Source organism: Rhizobium sp. KNZ14-9A, assembly GCF_056755015.1.
In genome coordinates this window covers 2,505,295-2,530,495 of the sequence record NZ_JBPGXB010000002.1, presented here as the reverse complement: position 1 = coordinate 2,530,495, position 25,201 = coordinate 2,505,295, and the positions used below count along the sequence as shown (strand labels likewise).

At 60.0% G+C, this 25,201-nt stretch carries 24 protein-coding genes and 2 pseudogenes; 8 read left to right on the top strand and 18 right to left on the bottom strand.

The window, feature by feature from the left end:
- Positions 1–7 precede the first annotated feature (7 nt).
- Together ACR9ZQ_RS19280 and gmk are read left to right on the top strand one after the other, a co-directional pair.
- The gene (locus ACR9ZQ_RS19280; RefSeq protein ID WP_481428566.1) at positions 8–895 is read left to right on the top strand and encodes a YicC/YloC family endoribonuclease; all 888 of its coding nucleotides are present in this window, start codon (positions 8–10) and stop codon (positions 893–895) included.
- Positions 896–898: 3 nt separating this feature from the next.
- A complete protein-coding gene (gene gmk, locus ACR9ZQ_RS19275) occupies positions 899–1,561 on the top strand; it encodes a guanylate kinase (protein ID WP_481428565.1) in 663 nt (220 codons plus the stop codon).
- On the opposite strand, the gene rsmA is transcribed toward gmk, so the two are convergent.
- From rsmA to ACR9ZQ_RS19240, 7 genes and pseudogenes are all read right to left on the bottom strand, one after another.
- Positions 1,558–2,385 (bottom strand): 16S rRNA (adenine(1518)-N(6)/adenine(1519)-N(6))-dimethyltransferase RsmA, encoded by an 828-nt coding sequence (gene rsmA, locus ACR9ZQ_RS19270; RefSeq protein ID WP_481428564.1) that lies wholly within the window; start codon positions 2,383–2,385, stop codon positions 1,558–1,560. The genes gmk and rsmA overlap by 4 nt on opposite strands.
- Positions 2,385–3,413, bottom strand: coding sequence for a 4-hydroxythreonine-4-phosphate dehydrogenase PdxA (pdxA, locus tag ACR9ZQ_RS19265; protein ID WP_481428563.1), 1,029 nt, complete (start codon positions 3,411–3,413; stop codon positions 2,385–2,387). Before pdxA ends, rsmA begins: the two co-directional genes overlap by 1 nt.
- 6 nt (positions 3,414–3,419) lie before the next feature.
- Positions 3,420–4,361, bottom strand: a complete 942-nt coding sequence (locus ACR9ZQ_RS19260) for a SurA N-terminal domain-containing protein (protein WP_481428562.1) — start codon at positions 4,359–4,361, stop codon at positions 3,420–3,422.
- A 186-nt stretch (positions 4,362–4,547) separates the two neighbouring features.
- Positions 4,548–6,902, bottom strand: coding sequence for an LPS-assembly protein LptD (locus tag ACR9ZQ_RS19255; protein WP_481428561.1), 2,355 nt, complete (start codon positions 6,900–6,902; stop codon positions 4,548–4,550).
- Positions 6,902–7,991 (bottom strand): annotated as a pseudogene (lptG, locus tag ACR9ZQ_RS19250) (LPS export ABC transporter permease LptG). The gene ACR9ZQ_RS19255 and the pseudogene lptG overlap by 1 nt, the downstream one beginning before the upstream one ends.
- Positions 7,988–9,169 (bottom strand): LptF/LptG family permease, encoded by a 1,182-nt coding sequence (locus ACR9ZQ_RS19245; protein WP_481428560.1) that lies wholly within the window; start codon positions 9,167–9,169, stop codon positions 7,988–7,990. The pseudogene lptG and the gene ACR9ZQ_RS19245 overlap by 4 nt, the downstream one beginning before the upstream one ends.
- A gap of 99 nt (positions 9,170–9,268) precedes the next feature.
- Positions 9,269–10,042, bottom strand: a complete 774-nt coding sequence (locus ACR9ZQ_RS19240) for a phosphatase PAP2 family protein (RefSeq protein ID WP_481428559.1) — start codon at positions 10,040–10,042, stop codon at positions 9,269–9,271.
- Positions 10,043–10,183: 141 nt separating this feature from the next.
- Here ACR9ZQ_RS19240 and ACR9ZQ_RS19235 point away from each other — a divergent pair, with 141 nt between their 5' ends.
- Both ACR9ZQ_RS19235 and ACR9ZQ_RS19230 read left to right on the top strand, forming a co-directional pair.
- Positions 10,184–11,677 (top strand): leucyl aminopeptidase, encoded by a 1,494-nt coding sequence (locus tag ACR9ZQ_RS19235; protein ID WP_481428558.1) that lies wholly within the window; start codon positions 10,184–10,186, stop codon positions 11,675–11,677.
- Positions 11,674–12,123 carry a DNA polymerase III subunit chi gene (locus ACR9ZQ_RS19230; protein ID WP_481428557.1) on the top strand — a complete coding sequence of 150 codons (450 nt, stop codon included), beginning with the start codon at positions 11,674–11,676 and terminating at the stop codon, positions 12,121–12,123. Before ACR9ZQ_RS19235 ends, ACR9ZQ_RS19230 begins: the two co-directional genes overlap by 4 nt.
- 9 nt (positions 12,124–12,132) lie before the next feature.
- On the opposite strand, the gene ACR9ZQ_RS19225 is transcribed toward ACR9ZQ_RS19230, so the two are convergent.
- The 4 genes and pseudogenes from ACR9ZQ_RS19225 to ACR9ZQ_RS19210 form a co-directional block, all read right to left on the bottom strand.
- A complete protein-coding gene (locus tag ACR9ZQ_RS19225) occupies positions 12,133–12,684 on the bottom strand; it encodes a GrpB family protein (protein ID WP_481428556.1) in 552 nt (183 codons plus the stop codon).
- 74 nt (positions 12,685–12,758) lie between these two features.
- A complete protein-coding gene (locus ACR9ZQ_RS19220) occupies positions 12,759–13,685 on the bottom strand; it encodes a Gfo/Idh/MocA family protein (RefSeq protein ID WP_481428555.1) in 927 nt (308 codons plus the stop codon).
- Between the two features lie 196 nt (positions 13,686–13,881).
- Positions 13,882–15,768, bottom strand: coding sequence for an ABC-F family ATP-binding cassette domain-containing protein (locus ACR9ZQ_RS19215; protein ID WP_481428554.1), 1,887 nt, complete (start codon positions 15,766–15,768; stop codon positions 13,882–13,884).
- 93 nt (positions 15,769–15,861) lie between these two features.
- Positions 15,862–16,239, bottom strand: a pseudogene (locus ACR9ZQ_RS19210) (GGDEF domain-containing protein); the annotation flags it as partial.
- A gap of 363 nt (positions 16,240–16,602) precedes the next feature.
- Between ACR9ZQ_RS19210 and ACR9ZQ_RS19205 the strand changes: the two are divergent.
- Together ACR9ZQ_RS19205 and ndk are read left to right on the top strand one after the other, a co-directional pair.
- The gene (locus ACR9ZQ_RS19205) at positions 16,603–17,292 is read left to right on the top strand and encodes a glutathione S-transferase family protein (protein WP_481428553.1); all 690 of its coding nucleotides are present in this window, start codon (positions 16,603–16,605) and stop codon (positions 17,290–17,292) included.
- Positions 17,293–17,372: 80 nt separating this feature from the next.
- Entirely contained in the window at positions 17,373–17,795 is a 423-nt protein-coding gene (ndk, locus tag ACR9ZQ_RS19200) for a nucleoside-diphosphate kinase (protein ID WP_007820064.1), read from the top strand.
- Positions 17,796–17,877: 82 nt separating this feature from the next.
- Here the strand turns inward: ndk and ACR9ZQ_RS19195 are convergent, their stop codons facing one another.
- Together ACR9ZQ_RS19195 and ACR9ZQ_RS19190 are read right to left on the bottom strand one after the other, a co-directional pair.
- Positions 17,878–18,384: a hypothetical protein gene (locus tag ACR9ZQ_RS19195; RefSeq protein WP_113323397.1), complete on the bottom strand. Its 507-nt coding sequence runs from the start codon at positions 18,382–18,384 to the stop codon at positions 17,878–17,880.
- The gene (locus ACR9ZQ_RS19190) at positions 18,381–18,929 is read right to left on the bottom strand and encodes a CGNR zinc finger domain-containing protein (RefSeq protein WP_481428552.1); all 549 of its coding nucleotides are present in this window, start codon (positions 18,927–18,929) and stop codon (positions 18,381–18,383) included. The genes ACR9ZQ_RS19195 and ACR9ZQ_RS19190 overlap by 4 nt, the downstream gene beginning before the upstream one ends.
- Positions 18,930–18,995: 66 nt before the next feature.
- On the opposite strand from ACR9ZQ_RS19190, the gene ACR9ZQ_RS19185 reads away from it, so the two are divergent.
- Positions 18,996–19,892: a branched-chain amino acid ABC transporter permease gene (locus tag ACR9ZQ_RS19185; RefSeq protein ID WP_439014537.1), complete on the top strand. Its 897-nt coding sequence runs from the start codon at positions 18,996–18,998 to the stop codon at positions 19,890–19,892.
- Here ACR9ZQ_RS19185 and ACR9ZQ_RS19180 read toward each other — a convergent pair whose 3' ends face one another.
- From ACR9ZQ_RS19180 to ACR9ZQ_RS19160, 5 genes are all read right to left on the bottom strand, one after another.
- Positions 19,893–20,354 (bottom strand): molybdenum cofactor biosynthesis protein MoaE, encoded by a 462-nt coding sequence (locus ACR9ZQ_RS19180; RefSeq protein ID WP_481428551.1) that lies wholly within the window; start codon positions 20,352–20,354, stop codon positions 19,893–19,895. It lies immediately after the preceding gene.
- Positions 20,355–20,388: 34 nt separating this feature from the next.
- Entirely contained in the window at positions 20,389–20,643 is a 255-nt protein-coding gene (gene moaD / locus ACR9ZQ_RS19175; protein WP_481428550.1) for a molybdopterin converting factor subunit 1, read from the bottom strand.
- Positions 20,640–21,230, bottom strand: coding sequence for a CDP-diacylglycerol--glycerol-3-phosphate 3-phosphatidyltransferase (gene pgsA / locus ACR9ZQ_RS19170; RefSeq protein WP_481428549.1), 591 nt, complete (start codon positions 21,228–21,230; stop codon positions 20,640–20,642). The genes moaD and pgsA overlap by 4 nt, the downstream gene beginning before the upstream one ends.
- A 110-nt stretch (positions 21,231–21,340) precedes the next feature.
- On the bottom strand, positions 21,341–23,383 hold the full coding sequence (uvrC, locus tag ACR9ZQ_RS19165) for an excinuclease ABC subunit UvrC (protein ID WP_481428548.1): 2,043 nt from the start codon (positions 23,381–23,383) through the stop codon (positions 21,341–21,343).
- Positions 23,380–24,147 (bottom strand): SDR family oxidoreductase, encoded by a 768-nt coding sequence (locus tag ACR9ZQ_RS19160; RefSeq protein WP_481428547.1) that lies wholly within the window; start codon positions 24,145–24,147, stop codon positions 23,380–23,382. Before ACR9ZQ_RS19160 ends, uvrC begins: the two co-directional genes overlap by 4 nt.
- A 364-nt stretch (positions 24,148–24,511) precedes the next feature.
- Between ACR9ZQ_RS19160 and ACR9ZQ_RS19155 the strand changes: the two genes are divergently transcribed.
- Positions 24,512–25,144: an outer membrane protein gene (locus tag ACR9ZQ_RS19155; RefSeq protein WP_481428546.1), complete on the top strand. Its 633-nt coding sequence runs from the start codon at positions 24,512–24,514 to the stop codon at positions 25,142–25,144.
- The last annotated feature ends 57 nt before the right edge of the window (positions 25,145–25,201 follow it).

The following is a 25,201-nucleotide window of genomic DNA, read 5'->3' as shown; positions in this document are numbered from 1 at the left end:
GCCTTTGATGGCACTGCAGTCCATGACTGGTTTTGCGCGGCGCGAGGGAACGACCGGCCGCTGGCGCTGGGCATGGGAACTGCGTTCGGTCAACGGCAAGGGCCTTGATCTCCGCCTCCGCCTCCCGCCCGGTCTGGAGCGCCTCGAAACGGATGTTCGCCGCATTGCCGGCGAGAATTTCAGCCGCGGCAACCTGCAGGCCACGTTGTCCCTGACGACAGGCGAAAGCCAGCTTGAAGCCGTGCTCAATCAGGATGCCTTCGCCGCCGTTCTCTCCATGCGCGACAAGCTGGAAGGTCTCATCGATCCGGCGCCGCTGAGGCTCGATACCCTGCTTTCCATCCGCGGCCTCGTCGATTTCCGCGAGACGCAGGACAGCGAAGAGGCGATTGCCGCGCGCGATGCCGATATCCTGTCTGGACTGATGGCTGCTCTTTCCGATCTCAGGGCTATGCGTGAGCATGAGGGAGCAGCACTCGCGCGTGTGCTTCTCGGCCATGTCACGACGATCGAAGCTCTGACAAGCACGATCGAGGCCGATCCCTCGCGCTCGCCGCAGGAGATCGCGACAAGGCTTTCCGCGCAGGTCGCACTCCTCATGGAGGGAGCGGGCGGGCTCGACCGTGACCGGCTGCACGCCGAAGCAGCATTGCTCGCCACCAAGGCGGATCTGCGCGAAGAGATCGATCGGCTGAAGGCCCATGTCGCCGCCGCCCGCGATCTCGTGACAAAAGGTGGCCCGGTTGGCCGAAAGCTCGATTTCCTTGCACAGGAATTTAACCGAGAATCGAATACAATCTGCTCGAAGTCGAACGCATCGGCCGTCACCGCAGCCGGCATCGAGCTGAAGGTGGTGATCGATCAGTTCCGCGAGCAGGTCCAGAATTTGGAGTAGGATATGAGCCCGGCGAAAATCTCGCCCATCCACATCGCCCGTCGCGGTCTGATGCTGGTCATCTCGTCGCCCTCGGGCGCCGGTAAATCCACCATCGCGCGTACGCTTCTGGAAACGGACAAGCAGATCGGCCTTTCCATCAGCGTTACGACACGCCAGCGCCGGCCGAGCGAAGTGGAAGGCGTTCACTATCATTTCAAGACCGTGCGGGAATTCGAGCGGCTGCGCGATTCCGATTCTCTGCTGGAATGGGCCGAGGTTCACGGCAATTTCTACGGCACGCCCCGCGAGCCGGTTGAGCAGGCCATGTCCGAAGGCCGCGACATGCTGTTCGATATCGACTGGCAGGGCGCTCAGCAATTGCAGCAGAAGATGCAGGCCGATGTGGTCTCGATCTTCGTACTGCCGCCGACCATGACCGAGCTGCAATCCCGCCTGCATCGCCGCGCCGAGGATTCCGAGGAGGTCATCCAGACGCGCCTGGCCAATTCCCGTGCCGAGATCGCCCACTGGCGCGAATATGACTACGTCATCATCAATGATGACCTGAACGCTGCCTTCGATGCGGTGCAATCGATTGTCAAGGCCGAGCGCCTGCGCCGCGACCGTCGCCACGGCATGTTCGATTTCGTCCGCGAATTGCTGGAAGAGACGCCGGTTCTTTAAAGGCTGTTCGCCAGCCGGCAGAATTCCTCCACCGAAAGAGTCTCCGCGCGCCGCGCCGGATCGATGCCGGCTTTGACAAGCAAGCTCTCCCCGCCGATTGGCTTCAGGCTCTGGCGCAGCATCTTGCGGCGCTGGCCGAAGGCTGCCTGCGTCACCTTCTCCAGATTGGCGACAGAGCAGGGGATCGGGTTTTCGTTCGGCGTCAGGTGGACCACCGTCGAGGTGACCTTCGGCGGCGGCGTGAAAGCCTGTGGCGGAATATCGAATGCCATGTGGGAATGTGTGCGCCATCCCGTAAGCACGCCGAGGCGGCCATAGTGATCGTCGTCTTCGGAGGCGACGATCCGCTCGCCGACTTCCTTCTGGAACATCAGCGTCAGAGATTGCCAGAAGGGCGGCCATGCCTTCGGCAGCAGCCAGTTTACCAGAAGCTGGGTACCGACATTATAGGGCAGGTTGGCGATGATCTTGATGGGACCTTCCGGCGCCAGCGCCTCGAAATCGGTCTTCAGCGCATCGCCCTCGAAGACCTCAAGCCGTCCGGGATAATGGTCGGCTATCTCGGCGAGAGCCGGCAAGCAGCGTGCATCGCGCTCGACCGCGATGACCTTCTTCGCACCGAGCGCCAGTATGGCCCGCGTCAAGCCGCCGGGACCGGGACCGACCTCAAAGACCGTCGCGTCATCAAGCGCGCCGGCCGTGCGGGCAACTTTCTGCGTCAGGTTGAGATCGAGCAGGAAATTCTGCCCGAGCGCCTTGCGCGCATCAAGCCCATGACGCTGGATAACCTCGCGAAGCGGTGGCAGACCGTCGAGTGCAGCCATCAAGGATGGCTTTCCGCAGTGCGGCCAAGCTGCGCGCCGAGCTTCAGCGCGGCAACGAGGCTCGTCTCGCGGGCAAGTCCCTTGCCTGCGATGCCGAAGGCGGTGCCATGATCGGGGGAGGTGCGCACGAAAGGAAGGCCGAGCGTCACATTGACGGAATCGTCGAAACCGAGCGCCTTGGCCGGGATCAGCGCCTGATCGTGATACATGCAGACGGCCACGTCATAACGCGCCCGTGCTTCGTCATGAAACATCGTGTCGGCGGGGAGGGGGCCGATCGCATCGATACCCTCGTCACGAAGGATCTGCACCGCCGGAAGGATGATGGTCTCATCCTCCTTACCGATCGCGCCGCCTTCGCCCGCATGTGGATTGAGCCCTGCAATGGCCAGGCGCGGGGAGTCGATCCCGAATCGCTGCGTCAGATCCCTGTCTGCGATCCGGCAGGTTTCGACGATCAGGCCGAGCGTCAACGCCTGCGGCACATCCTTGAGCGGAATGTGGATGGTGACAGGAATGGCGCGCAGTTTTGGTCCGGCAAGCATCATGACGGGCATGACCGACTGACCGGTCACATGCATGGCAAGATCGGCAAGGAATTCCGTATGGCCTGGGAATTTGAATCCTGCCTCATAGAGCACCGACTTGGCGATCGGATTGGTCACGACCGCAAGCGCTTCGCCCCGCATGACGAGTGCTACCGCCGTCTCGATCGAGGCGATCGTACCCTTCGCCGTCGCGACATGCGGCTCTCCCGCCGCAACATCGACGCCTGCGGGTATCGCCAGGACAGGCAGCGCGTCCGCAAATACACCGAGGCTTTCGGCTGAATTGCCGATGCTGCGAAGGGGAACATCAAGGCCGAGCTGTCGTGCCCGTACCGCAAGCACATCGGGATCGCCGATCAGGAAGAATGGCGGCAGCCCAAGCTCGCGTCGGCGAAGCCAGGCCATGAGTGTGATATCAGGGCCTACGCCGGCCGGGTCGCCCTGCGTCAGCGCAAGCGGTCGCGAAAACGGTGTCGCCATGGAAAATCAGCGATAGATGATCTGCGCGTGCTTGCGCAGTTCATCCAGATATTTGGTGCTGTTTTCGTTCTCCGGCGCTGCGGCCTTATCCGACTTGGCCTTGTCGAGGTCTTCCTGGCGGAACACCATTTCCGCGGCCTGGTCGTCCGAAACCTGACGCTGGCTGCAGATTGCCAGATATTCCACGCCCTTATCGGTCACGCGCGTTGCCGTCGTGTTGCCCTTGGCCTGTGCGACGAGGTCCTTCCATTCCGCGGGAATTTCCGGAGCCAGCATACGGCCGAGCTCGCGGATCGAAACGTCCCGCATGGTGGCGGCGAAAGTCTTAGCCTGATCACAGCCCGGATATTTGGAGCGTGATGCCTCTGCCTCGCTCTTGCGCTTGGCCGTAATCGCATTTCGCTTGGCTGGCGGAACCACGAAGATGACCTGCTGCAGCATGTATTCTGTCGTCACCGGCTTCTGCTTGTTATTCTGCATCATGCGGTTGACCAGATCGTAATTCGAGATACGTGCGCTGGAGCCGTAGCGCGCATTGACAATACGCGGCCAACTCATCTGCACGGCAATGAAGTTCTTGAAATGATCGACGCCAACGCCGGCGCGGTCGAGGATCTGCCCCATCTGCTCTACGGAAAGCTTGTTACTGGCGGCGAAACGAGCGAAGGAGGCGTTGACGTCGTCCTGCGAGACGGACATGCGCACGCGAGAGATTTCCTGCCGCTTCAGCGTCTCGTCGACAAGTTGTTCTTCGGCAGCCTTGGCGTCCGGTTTCAAGCGCTGCAGGCGCATGAAGGCCTGTCGCTTTGCAACGTCGCCACTGGTAATCGCGGTACCATTTACTACCGCCTTGACTTCGCTTGCGGCGAAGACGGGGGTACTGAAGGCAGCAAGCATGAAGGCTGCGCCTGCAATAAGCGTGGTTACGGTTTTCTTCGCGTCAATCATCTGTTGACCTCCCGATAGCGCCGCACGATCCAGCGCGCGGCGTTCTTACCATACACTGAGACAAGCGGAAATCGCATCTCTTGCTCGCGACACCCAATGTCTCACATAACGACTGGTCGCAATGTCCTGCACAGGCTTACGGCGAAAGAATGGCCCGGCCGGAGATTTCCGGCCGTCCATATGTCATCAGAGATTATTCGCAGCGTCACCCGTGCCCAGCCTGATATCGCCGAGCGTGCGGAAGGTCAGGCGGGCAGCGATGGTCCAGTCGCTTGCCGTTTGATCCGACGTATCGCGGGCATCCGTATAGGCGATGGTGAAGATCGTGCACTCGTCCTGATAGGAAATGCCGAGCGTGCGTCTGGTGACGACATCGTTGTTCAGATCCCAGGCAATGCCGCCGAAGATCGACCAATAGTCCTTGAACTTGACCCTGGCGTTTGTCTGAATCTCGTCTTGGTCTTCGGCAAAGCCATATGCCGGCTGGGCGCTCACGTGCGTATAGGTGACCTGGCCCGAGAAAGTATCGTTCTGATAGGCCGTGGTCAAATCGCCGCGATTGAAGGAGAAATCCTTCTCGTCCAGTCGATAGGAAGCCGCAACGGAAAGACCGAAAGGCATTTCGATGCCGCCGAGGCCGACATAGTCGGAACGATCGGTCTCTAGGCCGGATTCGGCGCCGACATTCACGAGGTCGTCGGTCGCAAACGAATTCTGACCGGCGAGCTGATAGGACTGTCCAAAGATGCCGTGCAGCTTGTAGCCGCTATCGAAGGTGCCGGTGTATTGGAAGCCGAGGTTTGCGCGGGTTCCGCCTTCGATACGGTCGTAGCCGGAGAACCTGTCGCGATCGAAAAGGTTCGTCGCGTCGAAGACGAAGCTCTGTGCGTCTTCGTTCGGCAACCGGCCTGCGAGCGGCTCGTCAGGCCGCGCATAGATCTGGGCGATCGGCTCCAGAACATGCGTGCTGTTGCTGGTCGTGAACAGGATCGGATAGCGCATTTCCAGCCCGGCAGTGAGCATTCCGCGCGTTGCCGCACTATCGTCGAGATAGTTGCCGGCATACGGAACGCCGTTGGCGTCGACAGGACTGTCCATGTTGAGCGCGAAAGCATCGCCACGTGCTGCGAGCAACGGTGTGATCACCAGGCCGGTCGACGTCACGAAGGTGCGCTTCCACTGCAGTTCCGTGCTCAAGCGGGTCGTCTGACCCTCCAGGCCGCGGAAGCGGTCGAAACCTGCGACATTATAAAAGTCGTCGTGGGTGCGCGAAATGTTGGTGAGATTGACATCTGCGGAAAGCTCACCGCCGGCAAGTGGCTGCGGCGCGACATAGTGATAGTCAAGCGTCGGATAGACGATCGCCTGCTGCTTTTCCGCGGTGCTGTTGCGGTCGGCGTCCTGTACGTCGAAATAGAAGGCGCGCAGGTCGAAGTAGTTCCGCTTGCCGAGACCCGTCAGGTATACGGTGTTGGAGTGCGGCGTGTCATCGTAGCCGTCAATCTTGTAGGTGCGTGAGAAGTTGTTGTCGCTCTGCACCATTACATCCCAGCCGAAGCTCCAGCGGGGATTGATCCTGAAGTGCCCCGCCGATGCGACCATGCCGCGCTGTTCAGCCTCGGCATCGCTTGTACCTTCGCTGAAATTGCTGGGGTTCATCTGATCGATGCCGGCAATGTGCATCGTCATCGTGCCGTTTTCGAAGCGGCGGCGATATTCGCCCTCAAGCATGAAGCCCTGCGAAGTATAGCCGGTGCCCGTAACGGTGAAATCCGAACTCGGGGAGATGACGTAATAATAGGGAACGGAGAGACCGTAGCCGAGATTTTGCGAAATGCTCATCGACGGGAACAGGAAGCCCGACTTGCGCTTCACGGTATTATCGGGGACTTCGATCCACGGCAGGTATGCGAGCGAACGGCCAAGCAGCTGGAATCGCGCCTTTTCAAGGCGGATCGTGTGCTTCTCACTGTTCTGGATAACGCGTTCGGCCTTGACCTGCCAGAAAGGCGCGCGTTCGGGCTTTTCGGCGCAGGGCAAGCAGGCCGTGTAGACGCCTTTATTCAGAATCATCTGCGTACCGCCAACTCGCTGGCCGGTTTCGGCAACGAGGCGGGTATTATCGCTTGTCTCAATTCGCAGCGCATTCATGAAGCCGTCCGCGAAATTGTCGGTCACATCCAGGTGGTCGGCATAGATTCGGTTGCCGTCGGGCGTCACCATTTCGATGTTGCCGGTCGCCATCATGCGGCCGGTCTTCTGGTTGTAGTCGACCTTCTGGGCGACCAGCCTGTAGCCGCCGTAGTTGATCTGCACGCCGCCGATCACAGAGACGAGCTCCTGGTCCTTATTATAGACAAGCTCGTTCGCAGACAGCATCAGCTTCGCATCCGGCGAGATATTCTGGCCGATTGCAGGCATGCCCGTACCGTTCTCCTGGCCGTAGGCCAGCGGAGCATTTTCAAAATAGGAACACAGAGCTGCGCCTAAGAGCAGGGCAACCAACTGTTTACTAAACACCTTGCGGTCGCCTACCGCCACTAGCCATCCTCCTGATGAAGCAGGATCGTCGCGCCTAAAGCGAGCGCCACGATCACTGGTATCCAAGTCGCCACAAACGGCGGCACGACACCGCTGCTTCCGAATGCTTTTACAAGCACGGTGACGACATAAAGCATGAAGCCTGAAAGGATTCCACCGCAGAATCACAGAGCGTGACTGGTTGAACCGGCTAAATTTCAGAGACACTGTTGCAGCAATGAGAGTCATGGCCACCAAGAGCAGCGGCTGCGACAGCAAAGAGTTGAATTGAGTCTCGAGCGCCTTCGTGGATATCCCGAAGGATTTGGCGGCAGCGATACGGTTGGAAAGGTCAAAGAAACCAATTGTTTCCGGCGCTGTCAGCCGCTCCTTGATGAAGTCCTGCTTCAGATTGGTACGAAGCTGCTCCATAGCCTTACGCACCGGGATTTCCCCAGGCTTGCGTTCGACGACGTTGTTAAGCTGCCAGTAACCATCTTCCAATTTGGCGGATGAGGCATCCTGCCTCAGAATGACCTGACCGGCGGAATCGAAGTGGACAAGCACGGCGTCCACGAGCAGCGTGCCGTTCTCCAGCACGGTCTTGGCGCCGATGATGACATCGTCGCGGCCGCTGATCTGGCGCAGCCACGGAACCTGCAGCGCTTTGATCATGGCATTGTCCTGACCGCGCCAGGCCGTTTCGAATTGCGTTGCCTGCCTCTGGCCCCAGGCGGCGAGCGGATTGAGCGCCACCACCGTCAGCACGCCGAGAATCAGTGACCCGGCGATAAAAGGCAGCATGAACTGCCAGACCGAGATGCCGGCCGCACGGGTGACGACGAGTTCATATTTCCGGTTGAGGCCGATCAGCACGGTGATGCCGACGAACAGCGCCACGAAGGGGATGGTCTGTTGCAGGATCAACGGCAGGCGAACGGCGGTGAGCAGCACAGCACCCCCTAGCGTGTAGCCGGGGAAATTGGAGATGCGGCTTGCCGTCTCGCTGAAGTCCAGCAGAAAGGTGATGGCGCTCATGCCGATCAGGAACCACATCGTGGTCACGACATACCGGCGGAAGAAATACCGCGACAACGTCCCGAAAATCATCGCACAGCGCCTCCGCCGGTCCGGTCCGTCGCGGCAAGTACCCGCTTCTGCGCGCGCTTCCAGATCGTCGAGGTGCGATTTCTGACGGCGAGCGGCATGGCGAGCCGCTTATGCATGTTCAGGAAAATAATCGAAACCAGGCTGGTCACGATAGGGATCGCATAGAGGATCGGGATATAGATCGTGCTTTTGTCGATCTGGTTGGCAACGTAAAACGCCGCCCAGCGCAGGACGAACGCGAGGCCCAGTGCGCCGATCATCGGATGCATGCGTGCCTCGCGATGCGATCGCGCATCCCCGGCTATGGCGAGCGAGAACAGCGCGAAAACGAAGGGAAGCATCCAGTCGGTCAGGCGGCGATGCAGCTCGGCGGTATAGCTGCCGGGCTTGGCGATGTAATCAGGATCTTTCGGATCGGGATTGAGCAGGAAGGCGAGATCGCGGTCGCTCGCGCGAAGCGTCGCCTGTCCGTTATTTTCCGTCATATCCGAAAGGTCGAAGGAATAGGAATCGAACTTGATGACCGAGACGTTTCCATCGGGCGTTTTGCGATGGACTTCGCCATCATGCATGATCAGCGACGTGCCGATATCATCCACGGCGCCTTCGCGCGCATAATAGATGAGTTCGTTATTCGGCTCGCGCTCGTCTGCGACGAAGAGACCTTTGAGCGTGCGGCCAGCGAGCCGCTGCGAGATCTGCACATAGAGGCCTTCATCGATCTTGCGGAAGGTCTTTTCCTCGATCACGGACGAAAGAAGATCGGCATAAGTAGCGGCGATCATCTGCCGCACGACCGTCTTCGCGCGTGGCTCGACGACATTGTCGACGAATAACGAGAAGACGCTGATGAGGACCGCAAGCAGCAGGATCGGCCGCGCTAGGATGGTGCGGCGGGCGCCTGCGGCGTCGATCACGGTCAGCTCGGAATCATTGTTCATCGTCGTCAGCGTCTGGGTAATGCCGATGACGAGTGCAAAGGGCAGCACGATGGGAATGATCGACGGCAGGATCAGTGTCGCAAGCGCGGCGAAGGAGCCGATCGACTGGCCGCTGTCGGTCACCAGGTTGATGCGCTGCAGGACCTGGGTGGTCCAGATGATCGCGAGCACCGGGAGCAGGGCCACGAGAAACATCTGGCCGACACGCCGCAATATATATGTTTCGAGTAGTTTCATGCTCGCCCTTGAACGCACCTGCAGGTCGATATGATCAACAGGAGATTCCCTCTACGCTGTTTGTCTCGGTTTTGCGACAAGTCAGTGTCAAAAATTCATTCAAATTTCAGAATTTTTTTGTTGCCGTGGCGACTCAGCAAGTGCCATCAGCGCCGCGAATATGACGACCGAAGAAAGCCATCCCAGCACGACGTCGGATAGATAATGTGCGCCGAAGGAGAGCCGCATCGCGGGTGTCAGGATGGAAACGGCGGCGACGGGTGCCACAAGCGCATAACGTATCGACTTCGGAACGAAGATCAGCAGACAGAACAGCCAGCCCGCGCTTGCCGCCTCGCCGGAAATGAAGGAGCAGTTCGAGACGCACTTGCCGGCCAATGAACCGGCTTCGGCGAAATGCAGCGTACCGCCGAAGAAATCCGTCTGCACTGGCCGCGGCCGACCCCAATGTTCCTTAAGGATCACATTGACGAGAAGAACGGGACCGATCAGCAGCGTGCCGAGCGCAACCTTCAGATCGCGGGCGCGCGGCGCGTTGAATGTCGCGCCATGCTGCTGATAGCACTCGACAAGTTTCCACAGCATGACCGCGGTCACGACATAGGGAACGTAGAAGAAGAGCGTGCGTAAGAGACCGAGGATCGTCTCGCTCCGATAGGGGAAGGAGCCACAGATCGCGGTTGCCGGGGCCGACGCGTCACAGGCAGCCTGCACGAAAAAAAGCTGGGAAAAATAAATGTCGATCCCGGGAAAGGCGCGGAACAGGGCAAGCAGCAGCCACCACACCCAGAAAAGCAGGACAAAGACGCCGAATGCCGTTTGCGGCAGGCGAACTGCCGGACCCCGCCATCGATTTTTCGAAAAAACTGTCAACGCAAACATCTACGAAACTGACGAAAACTTTTTGGCCGGGCGGCCGCGCGGAACATAACAACTGTCGCCGGCCATTGACAGACCCGTCAAACGCGAAATTATCCCCCTGGAACGGATTTCATGAATCCCATCGGAGAAGACATGTCTGCAAAATTCGAAATTTCATTCTCAAAATCGGCAAAGCTCAGCAGCGGCCTCGCGATCCTTCTGAAGACGTCCGAAGCCGACACCGCGGCTGGGGCCGATATTGCCGATCCGGCGGGAGTGATTCCCAAGGCGTCGAAGATTGCGCGCTTCTCGGCAAAGTCGTTGGCTGCCCTCGACCTGGTGGCGCCAGAGGGTGCGCCTGTCGAGCGCATCGTCGTCCTTGGCCTCGGCAAGCCGGCAGACCTGACCGTCCACGATTGGCTGAAGGCCGGCGGCAGCGCTGCCTCGCGGATCAAGAATACTGAGAAAGCGACGATCTTCATCGATGCGCCGGGCGCAGATGTCAGCGCCAAGGCTGCGGCCGATTTCGCTCTCGGCATGCTGATGCGCGCCTACAGCTTCGATACCTATAAGACGAAGAAGAATGACGACGAGGAAAAGCAGGCGAAGTCGGTCAAGGTGACGATCGTCACGGCCGATGCGGCTGCGGCCAAGAAGGCCTTCGCCGATGCCGAAGCGGTTGCCGACGGCGTCAATCTCGCTCGTGACCTGGTCAACGAGCCGCCGAACGTCCTCGGCCCCATCGAATTTGCGGCCAAGGCAAAGGAGCTCGAGAAGCTTGGCGTCGAGGTGGAAATCCTCACCGAGCGCGAAATGCGCCGTCTCGGCATGGGCGCGCTGCTCGGCGTCGCTCAGGGCTCCGTGCGCCCGCCGCGCCTGGCTGTCATGCAATGGAAGGGCGGAAAGGGCAAGGATCGGCCGATCGCCTTCATCGGCAAAGGCGTCGTCTTCGATACCGGCGGCATCTCCATCAAGCCGGCTGCCAATATGGAAGACATGAAGGGCGATATGGGCGGTGCGGCTGCCGTCACCGGCCTTATGCACACGCTTGCCGCCCGCAAGGCGCCGGTCAATGTCGTGGGCATCATCGGCCTTGTGGAAAACATGCCTGATGGCAACGCCCAGCGTCCGGGCGACATCGTCACCTCCATGTCCGGCCAGACGATCGAGATCATCAACACGGATGCGGAAGGCCGCCTGGTACTCTGCGATGCGCTCTGGTACTGCAACGACCGCTTCAAGCCACAGTTTATGATCAATCTCGCGACGCTGACAGGCGCCATCATGGTCGCGCTCGGCAACAGCCATGCCGGTCTCTTCTCGAATGACGATCCACTGTCGGCGCAGCTGACGACCGCTGGTCTCGTCACGAACGAGAAGCTGTGGCGTATGCCGCTCGGCAAGGAATATGACAAGATGATCGACAGCAAGTTCGCCGATATGAAGAATACCGGCGGTCGTCTCGCGGGTTCCATCACCGCGGCGCATTTCCTCAAGCGCTTCGTGCAGGATACGCCCTGGGCGCATCTCGATATAGCCGGCACGGCCATGGGCTCGGTGCAGGACGAGATCAACCAGTCCTGGGGCTCCGGTTTCGGCGTGCGCCTGCTCGATGAACTTGTCCGCTCGAACTACGAAACACGATGACGGAAATCTTCTTCTACCATCTGACGGAATCGAAGCTGGAAGACGCGCTTCCGCCGTTGCTCGACAAGAGCGTCGAGCGCGGCTGGCGGGTCGCCGTCCAGATGAAGGAGGCCGCGCGGCGCGATGCGCTGGATCAGCATCTGTGGACCTATCGGGAGGATAGCTTTCTGCCGCATGGCACGGATGAGGCTGATTTCGCCGGAGATCAGCCGGTTCTCCTGACGGTTTCGCCTGACAATGCGAATGCTGCTACCGTCCGCTTCATCGTCGATGGCGCCGAGCCGCCGGCGGTCGCGGATTATGAGCGGATCGTCTTCATGTTCGACGGGTATGACCAGGAGCAGCTTGAAGGCGCGCGCGCCCAGTGGAAAAAGCTGAAAGGCGAGGGGCATAGCCTCACCTATTGGCAGCAGACGCCGGAAGGGCGGTGGGAGAAGAAGGCCTGACCCCGATCGTCAGGCAAGGCCCGCTTCCGCCAGAACCCTGTCGATGAAATCCTTCTTCGCTCCGGTATAGGCGGCTCGGCTTTCCGCATATTTTTGCGCAAGGCCGATCTTCAGTTCCTCATAGGTCAGCGCGAGTGCCGGATCGTTTCGCAGCCTGTCGCGGAAGAAGATGTCCCGCCTCCAGTTGAAGCCCTGATATTCGACGACATGGGCGAGATGCGTGCGCGTCTCGCCCGTGACACCGCGGCCGAAGAGATGGTCGTCGGGTACGATGTCGGCACCGGCATAGTCATAGCCGATCGCTTCCATAGGCTTGATGCTGGCAAGTCCGTCATCAAGGCGGCGAACGCCGATCAGGATATCGATGATCGGTTTCGCCTTGATGCCTGGAATGGCAGTGCTGCCGAAGTGCTGTATATCGATTGCCAGAGGGCCAAGCGCGTCGCGGATCCTGGCCTCTTCCAGCAGATAGGCCTCCCGCCACTTGGCGTTGGGGTCGGCGAGTCTCACTGCCAGATGTGGGACGCCCAATCCAAACAATTCATCCTGCTCCTGCTGCATGGAAAACGTCCCTCACGTTTCGTTTTCCTATTCTAGCATTCTGCAGGCACAATGGCATCTGCCCGTGAGGCCGATCAGTCGTAGAACGCCTCGACGAATTTGCGCTTGCCGAGCATGAAGGCATCGGCGACATGGCGCAGCGGCGCCAGATCGACATCCGACTTGCCGGCCTTGATGAGCTCGGCGAAACGGCGGTAAAGCGACGGATATTCGGCTTCCGGCGCAGAGAACTTCAGTTCGCCGTCGACCGAGAGCTTCGAACCGCCTTCGGAGAGAACCATCTGTCCGGCTGCCGTCTCCGCGATGATGTCCCAGCTCTGCTTGCCCGTCTGGCGCCAGTCGAATTCTGCGTGAACGGGAACGTAGTCGACATTGCGGAAATGCAAGTCGGCAGCAATCGGCGAGTCGCGGTTTTCAGGGAATTCCAGCGTGCCGGCGCTGAGGAACATCGCCTTCGGCAGGATATGCGTGACGATCGAAAGCGCGTTGATGCCCGGATCGAAAACGCCGAGACCGCCGGCCTGCCAGATCCATTCCTGGTTCGGATGCCAGTGGCGCACGTCTTCCTTCCAGATCACGTGCATGCTCTTAATCTCGGTCGAGGCGAGGAACGATTTTGCTGCTTCGACGGCAGCTGCGTAGCGCGAATGCCAGCTCGCAAACAGCGTCGCACCCTGCTTGTTCGCGAGATCTTCCAGATCCGCCACTTCACTCAGCGTGGCCCCCGGCGGCTTTTCGAGGAAGACGTGCTTGCCGGCAGCCAGTGCCTTATAGGCAGCTTCATAGCGATACTGCGGCGGCATGCAGAGCGAAACGGCATCGATCGATGGTTCGGCGTCGAGCATGTCGTCGATCGACGTATAGGCCGTAACGCCGTCGACCGTGCCGTTGCGGCTTGCCGTCGCGACAAGCTTGAAATCGGCATTGGCGGCGATGGAGGGGAGGTGCTGGTCGCGGACGATCTTGCCGACGCCGACGATGGCGAGATTGATGGCTGACATTGTAAAGCTCGCGTTCGGTGTTTCGCTAAAAGTATGACTTATTGCGCGCCGTTTTATCAGAAAGCGGTCTGCGGGCAAGTCTGGTCTTTAAGAACAGACGACGCGATTTTTGGGTAATTGTCTAGCTCTTGAAGAGCGCGATGGTTCTTGCGCCGCGGCAAAGTATCTAGAGACAGTTACCTGCGCTGGCGGGGCCTCAGCTCGCCATGGCTCCTTCATATTCAGCGGAGAGCTCCAGCCATTGCTCCTCGGCGGCAGCGAGCTTGGCGGCTGCTTCGCCACGCTGCCTAGCTTTGTCGGCGGCCTTGGCGGGCGCCTTTTCATAGAGCGCCGGATCCGCAAGTTCCGCATCAAGTGCCTGAATCAGTTTCTCCAGCTTGCCCGTCAAGGATTCGATTTCGTTGATCTTTTTCTTGAGGGGGGCGAGCGAAGCACGCCTGTCGGCATTCAGCTTGCGCTGGTCGGCCTTCGAGGACTGGTCTTCAGACTGCTTCTGTTTTTCGTCGTCTTTTTTTTTGCCGGAAGCGACGATCAGGTCGCGATATTCTTCCATATCGCCTTCGAAACTCGTCACCGTGCCGTTGTTGACCAGCCAGAGGCGGTCGACGGTCGCTTCGATCAGGTGCCGGTCGTGCGAGATCAGGATGACTGCCCCGTCGTAATCGTTCAGCGCCTCGATCAGAGCGCGGCGGCTGTCGATGTCGAGATGGTTCGTCGGCTCGTCAAGGATCAAAAGGTTCGGCGCATAAAAGGCGGCAAGCCCCATCAGCAGGCGTGCCTTTTCGCCACCCGAAAGATCTTTCGCGGCCGTCGCCATCTTCTCGGTCGCAAGGCCCATCTGCGCCACCCGGGAACGCACCTTCGCTTCGGGCTCCGTCGGCATCAGCCGCCGCACATGTTCGACAGGCGTCTCATTCGGTACGAGATCGTCGAGCTGATGCTGCGCGAAGAAACCAATCTTCAGTCCCGGCGCCAGACGCACTTCACCGCTCTCGGCCGCCAGCCGTCCCGAGATGAATTTCGCAAAGGTCGATTTACCGTTGCCGTTCGAGCCAAGCAGGGCGATGCGGTCGTCATTGTCGATGCGCAGGTTGAGCCCTTTGAGGATCGGCTTGCCGGGTTCGTAACCGACCGCGCCGCCGCTGACCGCGACGATCGGCGAGGCCGGCTGCTTTTCGGGTTCGGGGAAGGTGATCGGCTGAACGTGATCTTCGATCACGGCCGCGACCGTGCCCATGCGCTCCAGCGCCTTGACGCGCGATTGGGCCTGCTTCGCCTTGGAGGCCTTGGCCTTGAAGCGGTCGATGAAGCTCTGCAGGTGCTTGCGCGCCGCATCGTTCTTCGCCTTGGCCTTCATCTGCAACTCGTCGGCTTCCGCCTTCTGCCGCTCGAACTGGTCGTAATTGCCGCGGTAGAAGGTGAGCTTCTTCTGATCGAGATGCACGATGGAATTGACCGCGTTGTTCAGCAGATCGCGATCGTGGCTGATGATGATGACCGTGTGCGGATAGCGGCGGATGTAATCTTCCAGCCACATCGTGCCTTCGAGGTCGAGATAGTTGGTCGGCTCGTCGAGCAGCAGCAGGTCCGGCTCGGTAAAGAGCACGGCGGCGAGCGCCACGCGCATGCGCCAGCCGCCCGAGAAGGAGGATGCGGGCCGGGCCTGCGCTTCCTGATCGAAGCCGAGGCCCGAGAGGATGCTGGCGGCGCGTGCTTCCGCCGAATGGGCGTCGATATCGACGAGGCGCATCTGGATTTCGGCGATACGATGCGGATCGGTTGCGGTTTCCGCCTCGGCCAGCAGCGCGGCGCGCTCCTTGTCAGCAGAAAGCACGATCGTGATCAGCGAATCCTCGGTGCCCGGCGCTTCTTGCTTCACCTGACCCATGCGCGCATTCTTGGGGATCGATATTGTCCCGCTTTCGGCGCCGAGATCACCCGTTATGACGCGGAAGAGGGTGGATTTGCCGGCGCCGTTGCGCCCCACGAGCCCGGCCTTCGTGCCTGTCGGCAGCGAGACGCTGGCATGGTCGAGAAGGAGACGGCCGGCAATGCGGGCGGAAATGTCTGAAATCGTGATCATGCGCGCGGTTTTGGCCGAAAGCTGCCGCCAAGGCAAGATGGATCAGCGGCGTGTTTGCTACTGTTTGTCATCAATAGCGCACAGCGGAACGCTTTACCGGCCGAAGGCTTGCACCGGCAGGCGTGGATTGGACTGGGCGGCAAGCAGCGCCACGCGTGCATTGGCCTGAAGCTGCCCGGGTGTGGCCGCATCGCCGCTCAACGCCACGCCGACCGAAATCGTCAAACCGCTTGCATCCGAAGTGTCCGACGCTGCGAAAACAAGATTGTCCTCGACGGAACTGCGCAGGCGCTCGGCGATCGTCAGCGCATCCTGCATGCCGACATTGGCGAAGAGGAAAGCGAATTCGTCGGCTTCCGTGCGGGCGATGAAATCATTCTTCTTCACCATTTTGCGGAAGAGGCCGGCGAGCTTCTTCAGAAGCTTGTTGCCGGTCTGCGTGCCATAGCGGGCATTCAGCCCCTTGAAATTGAGCCGCATCATGTGCTGAGCGACCTTCTGGATATCGGCAGCTGGCGTCGGCCGGGCAGCCTCGCGCGCATTCAATGCATTTGCAACGGCAGTTGGCATGACGATCCCCTCATTGCCATTGGTTCTCTTGGGCCATCGGCTCTTCTGCTTCCGCTATGCAGGCAAGCTTTTAAGAGACATTGAATTTTCAAAGGTTGTGGGGCGGAAGCCGCAAAACCGGTTAATGCACCCTTGCTGCGTCCCGATCGGGAATTGCCGTATCCGTTTCAGCAACAGACGCGATGGGCGCCATGAAAATTCCTGATTTGATCGCGCCGGCTTTCTGGCGTGGAATGAACCCGTTGCGATTGCGAAAGGATGGCCATGACCAGAGCTCTCTATTCCCTGTGCGGCGCCGACGAGCGTCACCTCTTCTCGCCGCATTGCTGGAAAGCGGTGATGGCGCTCGCCCATAAGGGTCTCGATTTCGAAGAGGTTCCGACGACCTACAGCCGCATTGTTGATATTGGCGGCGGCTTCTCCAAGACCGTCCCGGTCCTGGATGACAATGGCCGGCTGATATCAGACAGTTTCGATATCGCCCTCTATCTGGAGGATGCCTATCCGGACCGTCCGTCGCTTTTCGGTGGCGAGGGCGGCAAGGCCCTGTCGCGCATGGTCGAGGGTTATTCGCAGATGATCATCCATCCAGCGATCATGCGGATCGCGCTTCTCGATATTCATTCCATTCTCGATGAGGACGACAAGGCCTATTTCCGCGCCAGCCGCGAAAGCCGCCTGGGCAAACCGCTGGAGGATTTCGCCGCCGGTCGCGACGCAGAGAGGGAGGCCTTTGCCGCCAAGCTGGAGCCGATGCGCCACATGCTACGCTTCCAGCCCTTCATCGGCGGCGAGAGCCCGCTCTTTGCCGACTACATCGTCTTTGGTGCGCTGCAATGGCTGCGCATCGCCGCAGGCCTCGGCATGCTGGCCCCTGACGACCCCGTCATGGCCTGGTTCGAGCGCTGCCTCGATCTCCATGAAAGCCGGGGCCGGACTGTGACAGCGGCGTGAAATTGCCGGAGCCCCCTTGTTTTCGGGCGGTGAGGCGGGTAAAGACCGCCCACTTTTCCCTGAGTATGAGGACCCGAATTATGGCGATTGAACGCACCTTCTCGATGATCAAGCCGGATGCAACGAAGCGCAACCTGACGGGCGCTATCACCAAGATGCTCGAAGATGCCGGCCTGCGCGTCGTCGCCTCCAAGCGCGTCTGGATGAGCAAGCGCGAAGCAGAAGGCTTCTACGCCGTTCACAAGGAACGTCCGTTCTTCGGCGAACTCGTTGAAGGCATGACCTCCGGCCCGACCATCGTTCAGGTTCTGGAAGGCGAAGGCGCCATCCTGAAGAACCGCGAAATCATGGGCGCGACCAACCCGGCAAACGCTGCCGAAGGCACTATCCGCAAGGTTCACGCTCTGTCGATCGGCGAAAATTCGGTTCACGGTTCCGACGCTCCGGAAACCGCTGCCCAGGAAATCAAGTACTGGTTCTCCGACACCGAAATCGTCGGCTGATTCAGCCCCAGAGCATTCCCTCGGAATGCATTGAATTGACTCATGAAAGCCGGGTTCGTCCCGGCTTTTTTATGTCCCGGGTTCAGGCGGGGCATTTGTCAGTATTGGAAAAATCCGTCGATCCGTCAGATTTGAAAACCTCCGGGTTCTTCTCGTATCCGGCACCGAGAACCAGCGGTTTGCTCGGCAAGACACTCTGGTCGAGATCGGATTTGAACTGCGTCTTCAGCTCCTGCAAGAGCTTGCCGTCCTTGTCGACCAGTCTGACGGTGACGGCATAGGGCCGGTCCTTGCGCACGCAATGCAGGTTCTCGCTCTGGACTGAAATCTTGTCCTCCATCGGAAACACCTTCTGGTTCAGCACCAGCGGCGCTCCGCCCTGCGGGTTTTCAAATTCGGCGACGATGGTCGAGCCATCGGGAATGGGCGCCGTCTTCTTCAGCGTCAGCAGATAGGTGGCGCTTGCGACGCGGTAGTTGAAGACGAAGAGATGGCCCGTCACTTCCAGCATGCTTTCGGCCTCGCGCTGGCAGGCGGAGAGCACGAGCCCCGCTGCCGCTAGGGCCGTGATGATCGAGCGCCGCTTCATGGCGTCTCCTCCTTCTTTTTCCTCCGGTAATGCCTGTTGGCCTTGGCGCGGTTGCCACAGACGGCCATGTCGCACCAGGCCCGGCTTTTGTTCTTGCTGCGGTCGATGAACAGCCAGCCGCAATTGCCGCAAATCTTCATCCGCTCCGGATCGGGCATGGCGATCAGCCGCAGCACCGAATGGGCCGTCGCCGCATCGAGACCCTTTTCCTCAGCACCCCGCAGCGTGCGCGCCAGCGCTTCCAGCAGTTCGGCAAGAAGCCGGTCGTCATTGCCTTCGAGCACGCGTTGGCGGAAGTAGCGGTCCGTCGCTTCGCGCAGTTCGATGAAGTTGGCTCTATTTTGCGCTCCAACCGGCACTATGTCGTCAAAAAGTGCCCGTTCGGCGCAGAATTCCTGCGCCGCCTCGGGGAAACGCTCCATTTGCCCTTCGGCCTCGAAGCGGTCGATGCGGCGCGCAGTATCGTGACGCAGGATGACACTGTTGGCGACATCGAGCGCCAATGCGCCGCCGGAAAAACGGTGAGGGGTCCAGGAGAAGCTCATGGGAGAAATATAACTGGTAAAACACATTTTGCCAGTTATTATTTTAAGCCGATCTGGAGTGACCGAATGGCCTATCTTCTGCAGCAACTGGCGAATGCGGTACCGCTCGCGGCGCTCTACGCCACGCTTGCCTTCGGTTATTCGATCGCCTTCGGTGTCACCAAGCGCCCCGACATTACCTATGGGGCGATTATCGCCTTTGCCGGCCAGATCCTGCTGCTCTTCACGGATATGGCCTATAACCGCCTCTGGCTGGTGCTGCCGGCGGCGATTGCGATCGGCATCTGCGCCTCACTGATCTATTCGGTGGGGGCAGGGGTCTGGATCGGCCGCTTCGTCATGCAGCCGCTCGCCAGCAAATCGCCGAACACGGTCATCGTCGCCGCACTCGGCATGATGATCGTGCTGATGGAGACGGCGCGCCTTGCCGCCAATACCCGCGCCATCTGGTTGCCGCCGCTGTTGAGCGACAACGTGACCTTCTGGAGCGACGGCACCTTCAAGGTCACGCTCACCTATATCCAGCTTCTGGATACCGTCCTGATGTGCGCGATCATTGCGATCGGCGCATGGATCCTGAAGCGTACCTCCTGGGGCCGCCTATGGCGCGCGGTCATCGACGATCCGCTCGCCGCCGAACTCTGTGGCACCAGCGCCAGCCGTGTCTTCCTGGTGTCCTATGGGGCGGCGGCGCTCGTCGCCACCTGCTGTGGCATCCTTGCAACCTTCTATTACGGGTCGATGGATTTCGGCGCTGGGCTGATGTTCGGCCTCAAGGTGCTGCTGATCGCGGCCGTCGGCGGCTATTCCGATCCGCTGCGCTCGGCGGGTGGTGCCGCCGGTCTGGCGCTTGTCGAGACGCTCTGGGGCGCCTACGGGTCCTTCATCTGGCGCGATCTCGCCATCTTCTCGCTGCTGGTGTTCCTGCTGGTGCTGAGCAGGCGCGAGCGCGTCGTGCTCTGACTATTTCCAGCGGTCGCGCGCGGTGTTGTCGGCATCCTTCGCCGCGATCCAGTCGCCGGTGCCACCGTCCTTGCCATGTTCCTTCTTCCAGAAGGGAGCCGAAGTTTTCAGGAAATCCATGACGAAGTTTGCACCGTCGAAGGCCGCCTGCCGGTGCGGAGCTGCGGCGACGACTAGCACGATGTTCTCGCCGGCCGCGATCTTTCCGAAACGATGGATGGCGGTCAGGCCATCGAGCCCGAACCGTTCGATGGCGAGCTCGCCGATGCGGCTCATCTCCGCTTCGGCCATGCCGGGATAATGTTCGAGCTCAAGCGCCGACAGTGTCCCGCCCTCATCGCGGCAGAGACCGGAGAATGTGACGATTGCGCCGATGCCGGGCTTGCCTTTGGAAAGCCGGTCGACTTCCGCCTGCAGATCGAAGTCCTCGCGCTGGACGCGGATGGTAGGGGTAATGGTCACAGCAGGCTCCTCCTCCCGGCGGGATTGGCTGTTCTCAGCCACCCGTCATCGGCGGGAAAATGCCGATTTCCTTCGCGCCTGTTATCGGCTCGTCATGCTCCACATGCTCCTGATCGATCGCGACCCGGATCACATCGGGATATTGAAGAGCCAACTCATATTCTTCGCCCAGGCCCTTTAAATGGTTCAGAAGATCGGCAACGCTGACGACGGAAGCGGGGAGGTCGATTTCCTCTTCTCCCTTGCCGATGCGTTCGCGCACCCAGGCGAAATAGACAAGCCGTGTCATTCTTCCTCGTCCACCACGTGTTTCAGCCCGGCGCGGAAATAATCATAGCCGGTATAGATCGTCAGAAGTGCGGCGATCCAGAGGAGCGCGATCCCCGTCCAGGTCGTATAGGGGAAAATGGCGTCGCCCGCCGGACCGGCAAGCAGGAAGGCAATGGCGACAAGCTGCAGCGTCGTCTTCCATTTGGCAATGCGCGTCACCGGCACGCTGACTTTCAGCCCCGCAAGATATTCGCGCAGCCCCGAAACCAGGATTTCGCGGCACAGGATGATGATCGCCGCCCAGAGCGACCAGCCGGCAATCGTGCCGTCGGCAGCGACCAAAAGCAGGATGGCGGAAACCAGCAGCTTGTCGGCGATCGGGTCCAGCATGCGGCCGATATTCGACGTCTGGTTCCAGATGCGCGCGAGGTAGCCGTCGAGGAAATCGGTGAGCGAGGCGATGACGAAGATCCACAGCGCCACCCAGCGCGCCGTATCGCTGCTGCTCAGCCGTCCTTCGATGAAGAAGCAGACAACGATCAGCGGCACCGCCAGGATGCGGCCGTAGGTCAGGAGATTGGGGATGTTATACGCACGCGATGCCATGATGCGGTTCTCTGTATTGATGCGGCGGTAGATGACGGCTTTGCCCCTCGACCGTCAACATTCTTTCTGTTTTTTCGCTGCCTTTGCGTGGAATTTGCGACCGGCACCGCTTATTTCGCGGCGTCGTCGTGAAAATGATTGTAGACCTGCTTTGCGACGGTCTCGGAAATCCCTTCCACCGCCATGAGATCGGAAAGGGCAGCGCGCGACACCGCCTTCGCCGTTCCGAAGTGCTGCAGCAACGCCCGCTTGCGGGATGGGCCGATGCCGCCGATCTCGTCGAGCGGGTTCTTGACCATCTCTTTCTTGCGCCGCGCCCGATGAGAGCCGATCGCGAAACGATGCGCCTCGTCGCGCATACGCTGGATGAAGTAGAGAACCGGATCGCGCGGCGGCAGTGTGAAGCTTCCCTTGCCGGGAGCGAAGAAACGCTCACGGCCGGCCTCACGGTCCACACCCTTGGCGACGCCGATGGCGATGACGTTGTCGGTAATGCCGAGCTCTTCGAGGATTGCCCGCACCGCCGTCATCTGCCCCTGGCCGCCGTCGATAAGGATCACGTCGGGCCAGGCCGGGAAGGGCATATCGGCCGCATCGGCAGCGGAAACCTGCGTGCTACGATCCGGGATGCCCTCTTCCTTGAGCAGGCGCGAGAAGCGCCGCGTCATCACTTCGCGCATCATGCCGAAGTCGTCGCCGGGCGTGATCTCCGTCGATTTGATGTTGAACTTGCGATACTGGTTCTTCACGAAGCCTTCCGGCCCGGCGACCACCATGCCGCCGACCGCATTCGTGCCCATGATATGCGAGTTGTCGTAGATCTCGACGCGCTGCGGCACATAGGGCAGGCCGAATGTGTCCTTGAAACCTTCCAGCAGCCGCGACTGCGAGGCCGTTTCGGCAAGCTTGCGGCCATGCGCCTCGCGCGCGTTGGCGACGACATGCTCGACAAGGTCGCGCTTTTCACCGCGTTGCGGAATGAGGATGGAAACCTTGTGCCCGGCCTTTTCGCTGAGTGCGGCGGCCAGCAGCTCCAGCTCGTCCACCGTTTCCGACAGCATGATCTGCCGCGGCACCGGCTTGTCGTCGTAGAACTGCGCGAGGAAAGCGTTCAGCACCTCGGCGCCGGAAAGCTGCGGATCGGCCTTCGGGAAGTAGGCGCGGTTGCCCCAGTTCTGGCCAGTGCGGAAGAAGAAGACCTGGATACAGGAAATCCCGCCTTCGTGATGGATGGCGAAGACATCCGCCTCCTCGACGCCGGCAGGATTGATGCCCTGGTGGCTCTGCACATGCGAGAGCGCGGCAAGACGGTCGCGATAGATCGCGGCGCGCTCGAAATCGAGGTCCTCGGCGGCGGCGTTCATCGCCTCCGCGATATGCTCCTTCACCTTCTGGCTCTTGCCGGACAGGAAGTCCTTGGCTTCCTGAACCAGCTCCGCATAGCCCTCGTCGCTGACCTCACGGGTGCAGGGCCCGGAACAGCGCTTGATCTGGTAGAGCAGGCAGGGCCGGGTGCGCGTCTCGAAGACACTATCGGTACAGGTGCGGATCAGGAAGGCGCGCTGCAGCGAATTGATCGTGCGACCGACCGCGCCTGCCGAAGCAAAGGGGCCGAAATAATCGCCCTTGCGGGCACGCGCACCGCGATGCTTGAAGATGGCTGGTGCCCGATGATCGCCGGTAATCAGGATATAGGGAAACGACTTGTCGTCGCGCAGCAGCACGTTAAAGCGCGGCCGTAATCGCTTGATGAGATTCGCTTCCAGCAGCAGCGCCTCGGTCTCCGTCCGCGTCGTGACGAATTCCATATTGGCGGTCTGGCGCACCATCTGGGCGATACGGTTGGAGTGTACGCGACCCATCGCATAGTTACCGACGCGCTTCTTCAGGCTGCGGGCCTTGCCGACATAGAGAACGTCACCCGCCTCGTTGAACATGCGGTAGACGCCGGGACTGTTCGGCAGGCGCTTGACGAATTCGGCGATCAGATCCGCACCGACAAGGCCGGTTTCATTGATGCTGCCGGCATTCCAGTCGACCGACGCAGAAATCGGCGCGGCAGAGGCTTCGCCTTCCACCTCGATGATGTCGTCGTCGTTCTCGTCAGTCTCGTCGTAAAGAACACCGCCATCGGGCAGCTTCTTGGCATTCATTCCTTGATCTCCAGCACGTCCGGCGTCTGCCATGCGAGATGCTGGCCGCCGTCGAGTGCAATCATCTGACCCGTGATCGAAGGGGTCTCGAACAGAAAACGAATCGTTCGGCCAAATTCCTTGAGCTCAGGTCCCCGCTTCAAGATAAGGGCTGAAACCTGCGCTTGGAAGTCTTCCTGCAATTGCCGTTCGCTCGGTACTGTAGGGCCGGGGCCGATCGCGTTGACGCGGATGCGCGGCGCCAGCGCCTGCGCCATGGTCTGCGTCGCCGTCCACAGCGCCGATTTCGACAGGGTATAGGAGTAGAAGCTCGGCCGCAGCGCCCAGACGCGCTGGTCGATAATGTTGACGATCAGCCCCTCGGCCGTTTCAGGCAGCTGTTCGGCGAATTTGGCGGCGAGTATAGAAGGCGCGCGGACATGGACGGCGAAATGCTCGTCCCACACCTGCGCATCGAATTTGCGGAGCGAATCCTCGAGGAAAATCGATGCGTTGTTGACGAGAAGATCAATCGGGCCGAGCGCCTCGCACGCCTTCTCGACAAGTCCTCCGGTCTCATCGATTTTGGCGAGATCGGCCTTGATCGCAACCGCCTGATGGCCCCTTTGCCGCAATTCCGCCACAAAATCCTCAGCCTCGGCGAGCGAGCCGTTGGCATGGATTGCGACCGAAAATCCATCAGCAACAAGGTCTTCGGCGATTGCCCGGCCTATTCTTTTGGCAGCACCCGTCACAAGCGCCGCGCGAAGTCTTTTCTTGGTCAAGATGCTGCCTTCTGGTCCAGCGAGTTCGTTTGCTGACTATATAAGGGCAGGCTCTGATTATATAAATAGGCCGAAAACATTGCCTGTTCGGCCCGGATATTCTATGTATTATTTGCGATCGCGATTTATTAAATTAAGTATTGTAAGTTTAACTGTTTATTATCCTTAATAAACGGTATGTTGCAGCCAAGCAACATCGAATTTCTGCCGCCGCGGAGCCACAATGATATCACAATTTGGCTCTTTCAAATCCGCATTTGCATTCCAATTTCACTCTCGATCCGGAAGGGACATTTAGTAATCCCCCGTGAATGCTTCGCCGAAGTTTGAGTTGACGAGCGCGCGGGACTGAAAGGAGAAAAGTATGCGTATACTCTTTGCTGGCCTCATGGCTTCCGCTCTCGCCGTTGGCGGTTTCTCGGTAGCCCAGGCAGCCGATGCCGTGGACCAGGTCCCGCAGGCACCGGTCGCTGAGGACACCCCGGCTCCGGTCAACAACTGGCAGGGCTTTTACCTCGGTGGCGCTGCGACCTACAACATGGGCAGCTTCGGTCACGATCGTGACACCTATGATTGGGGCGGCCAGCTCTTCACCGGCTACAATTTCCAGCAGGGCCAGATCGTTTACGGCGCTGAAGCCGACCTCGGTTACGGCGATGCTGACGTTACTCAGGACGGCATCAAGAACAAGACCGGCTGGAACGGCTCCGTCCGCGGCCGCGTCGGTTACGATCTGAACCCCTTCCTGCTCTATGGTACGGCAGGTCTGGCGCTCGCCAACACCAAGGTTTCCGACGGTACGTCTTCCGACAGCAAGACCGCCTATGGGTACACGGTCGGCGCCGGTGTTGAAGCTTTCGTGACCAACAACATCACGACGCGTCTCGAATACCGCTACACCGACTATCAGGACAAGGACTACAACCTCGACTCCGGCAGCGTTTCGCGCGGCTTCGACGAAAACAGTGTCAAGGTTGGTATCGGCGTCAAGTTCTGATCCGAATTGCAGCGAACATGAAAAAAGCCGGGCTTCGTGCCCGGCTTTTTTGTTGTC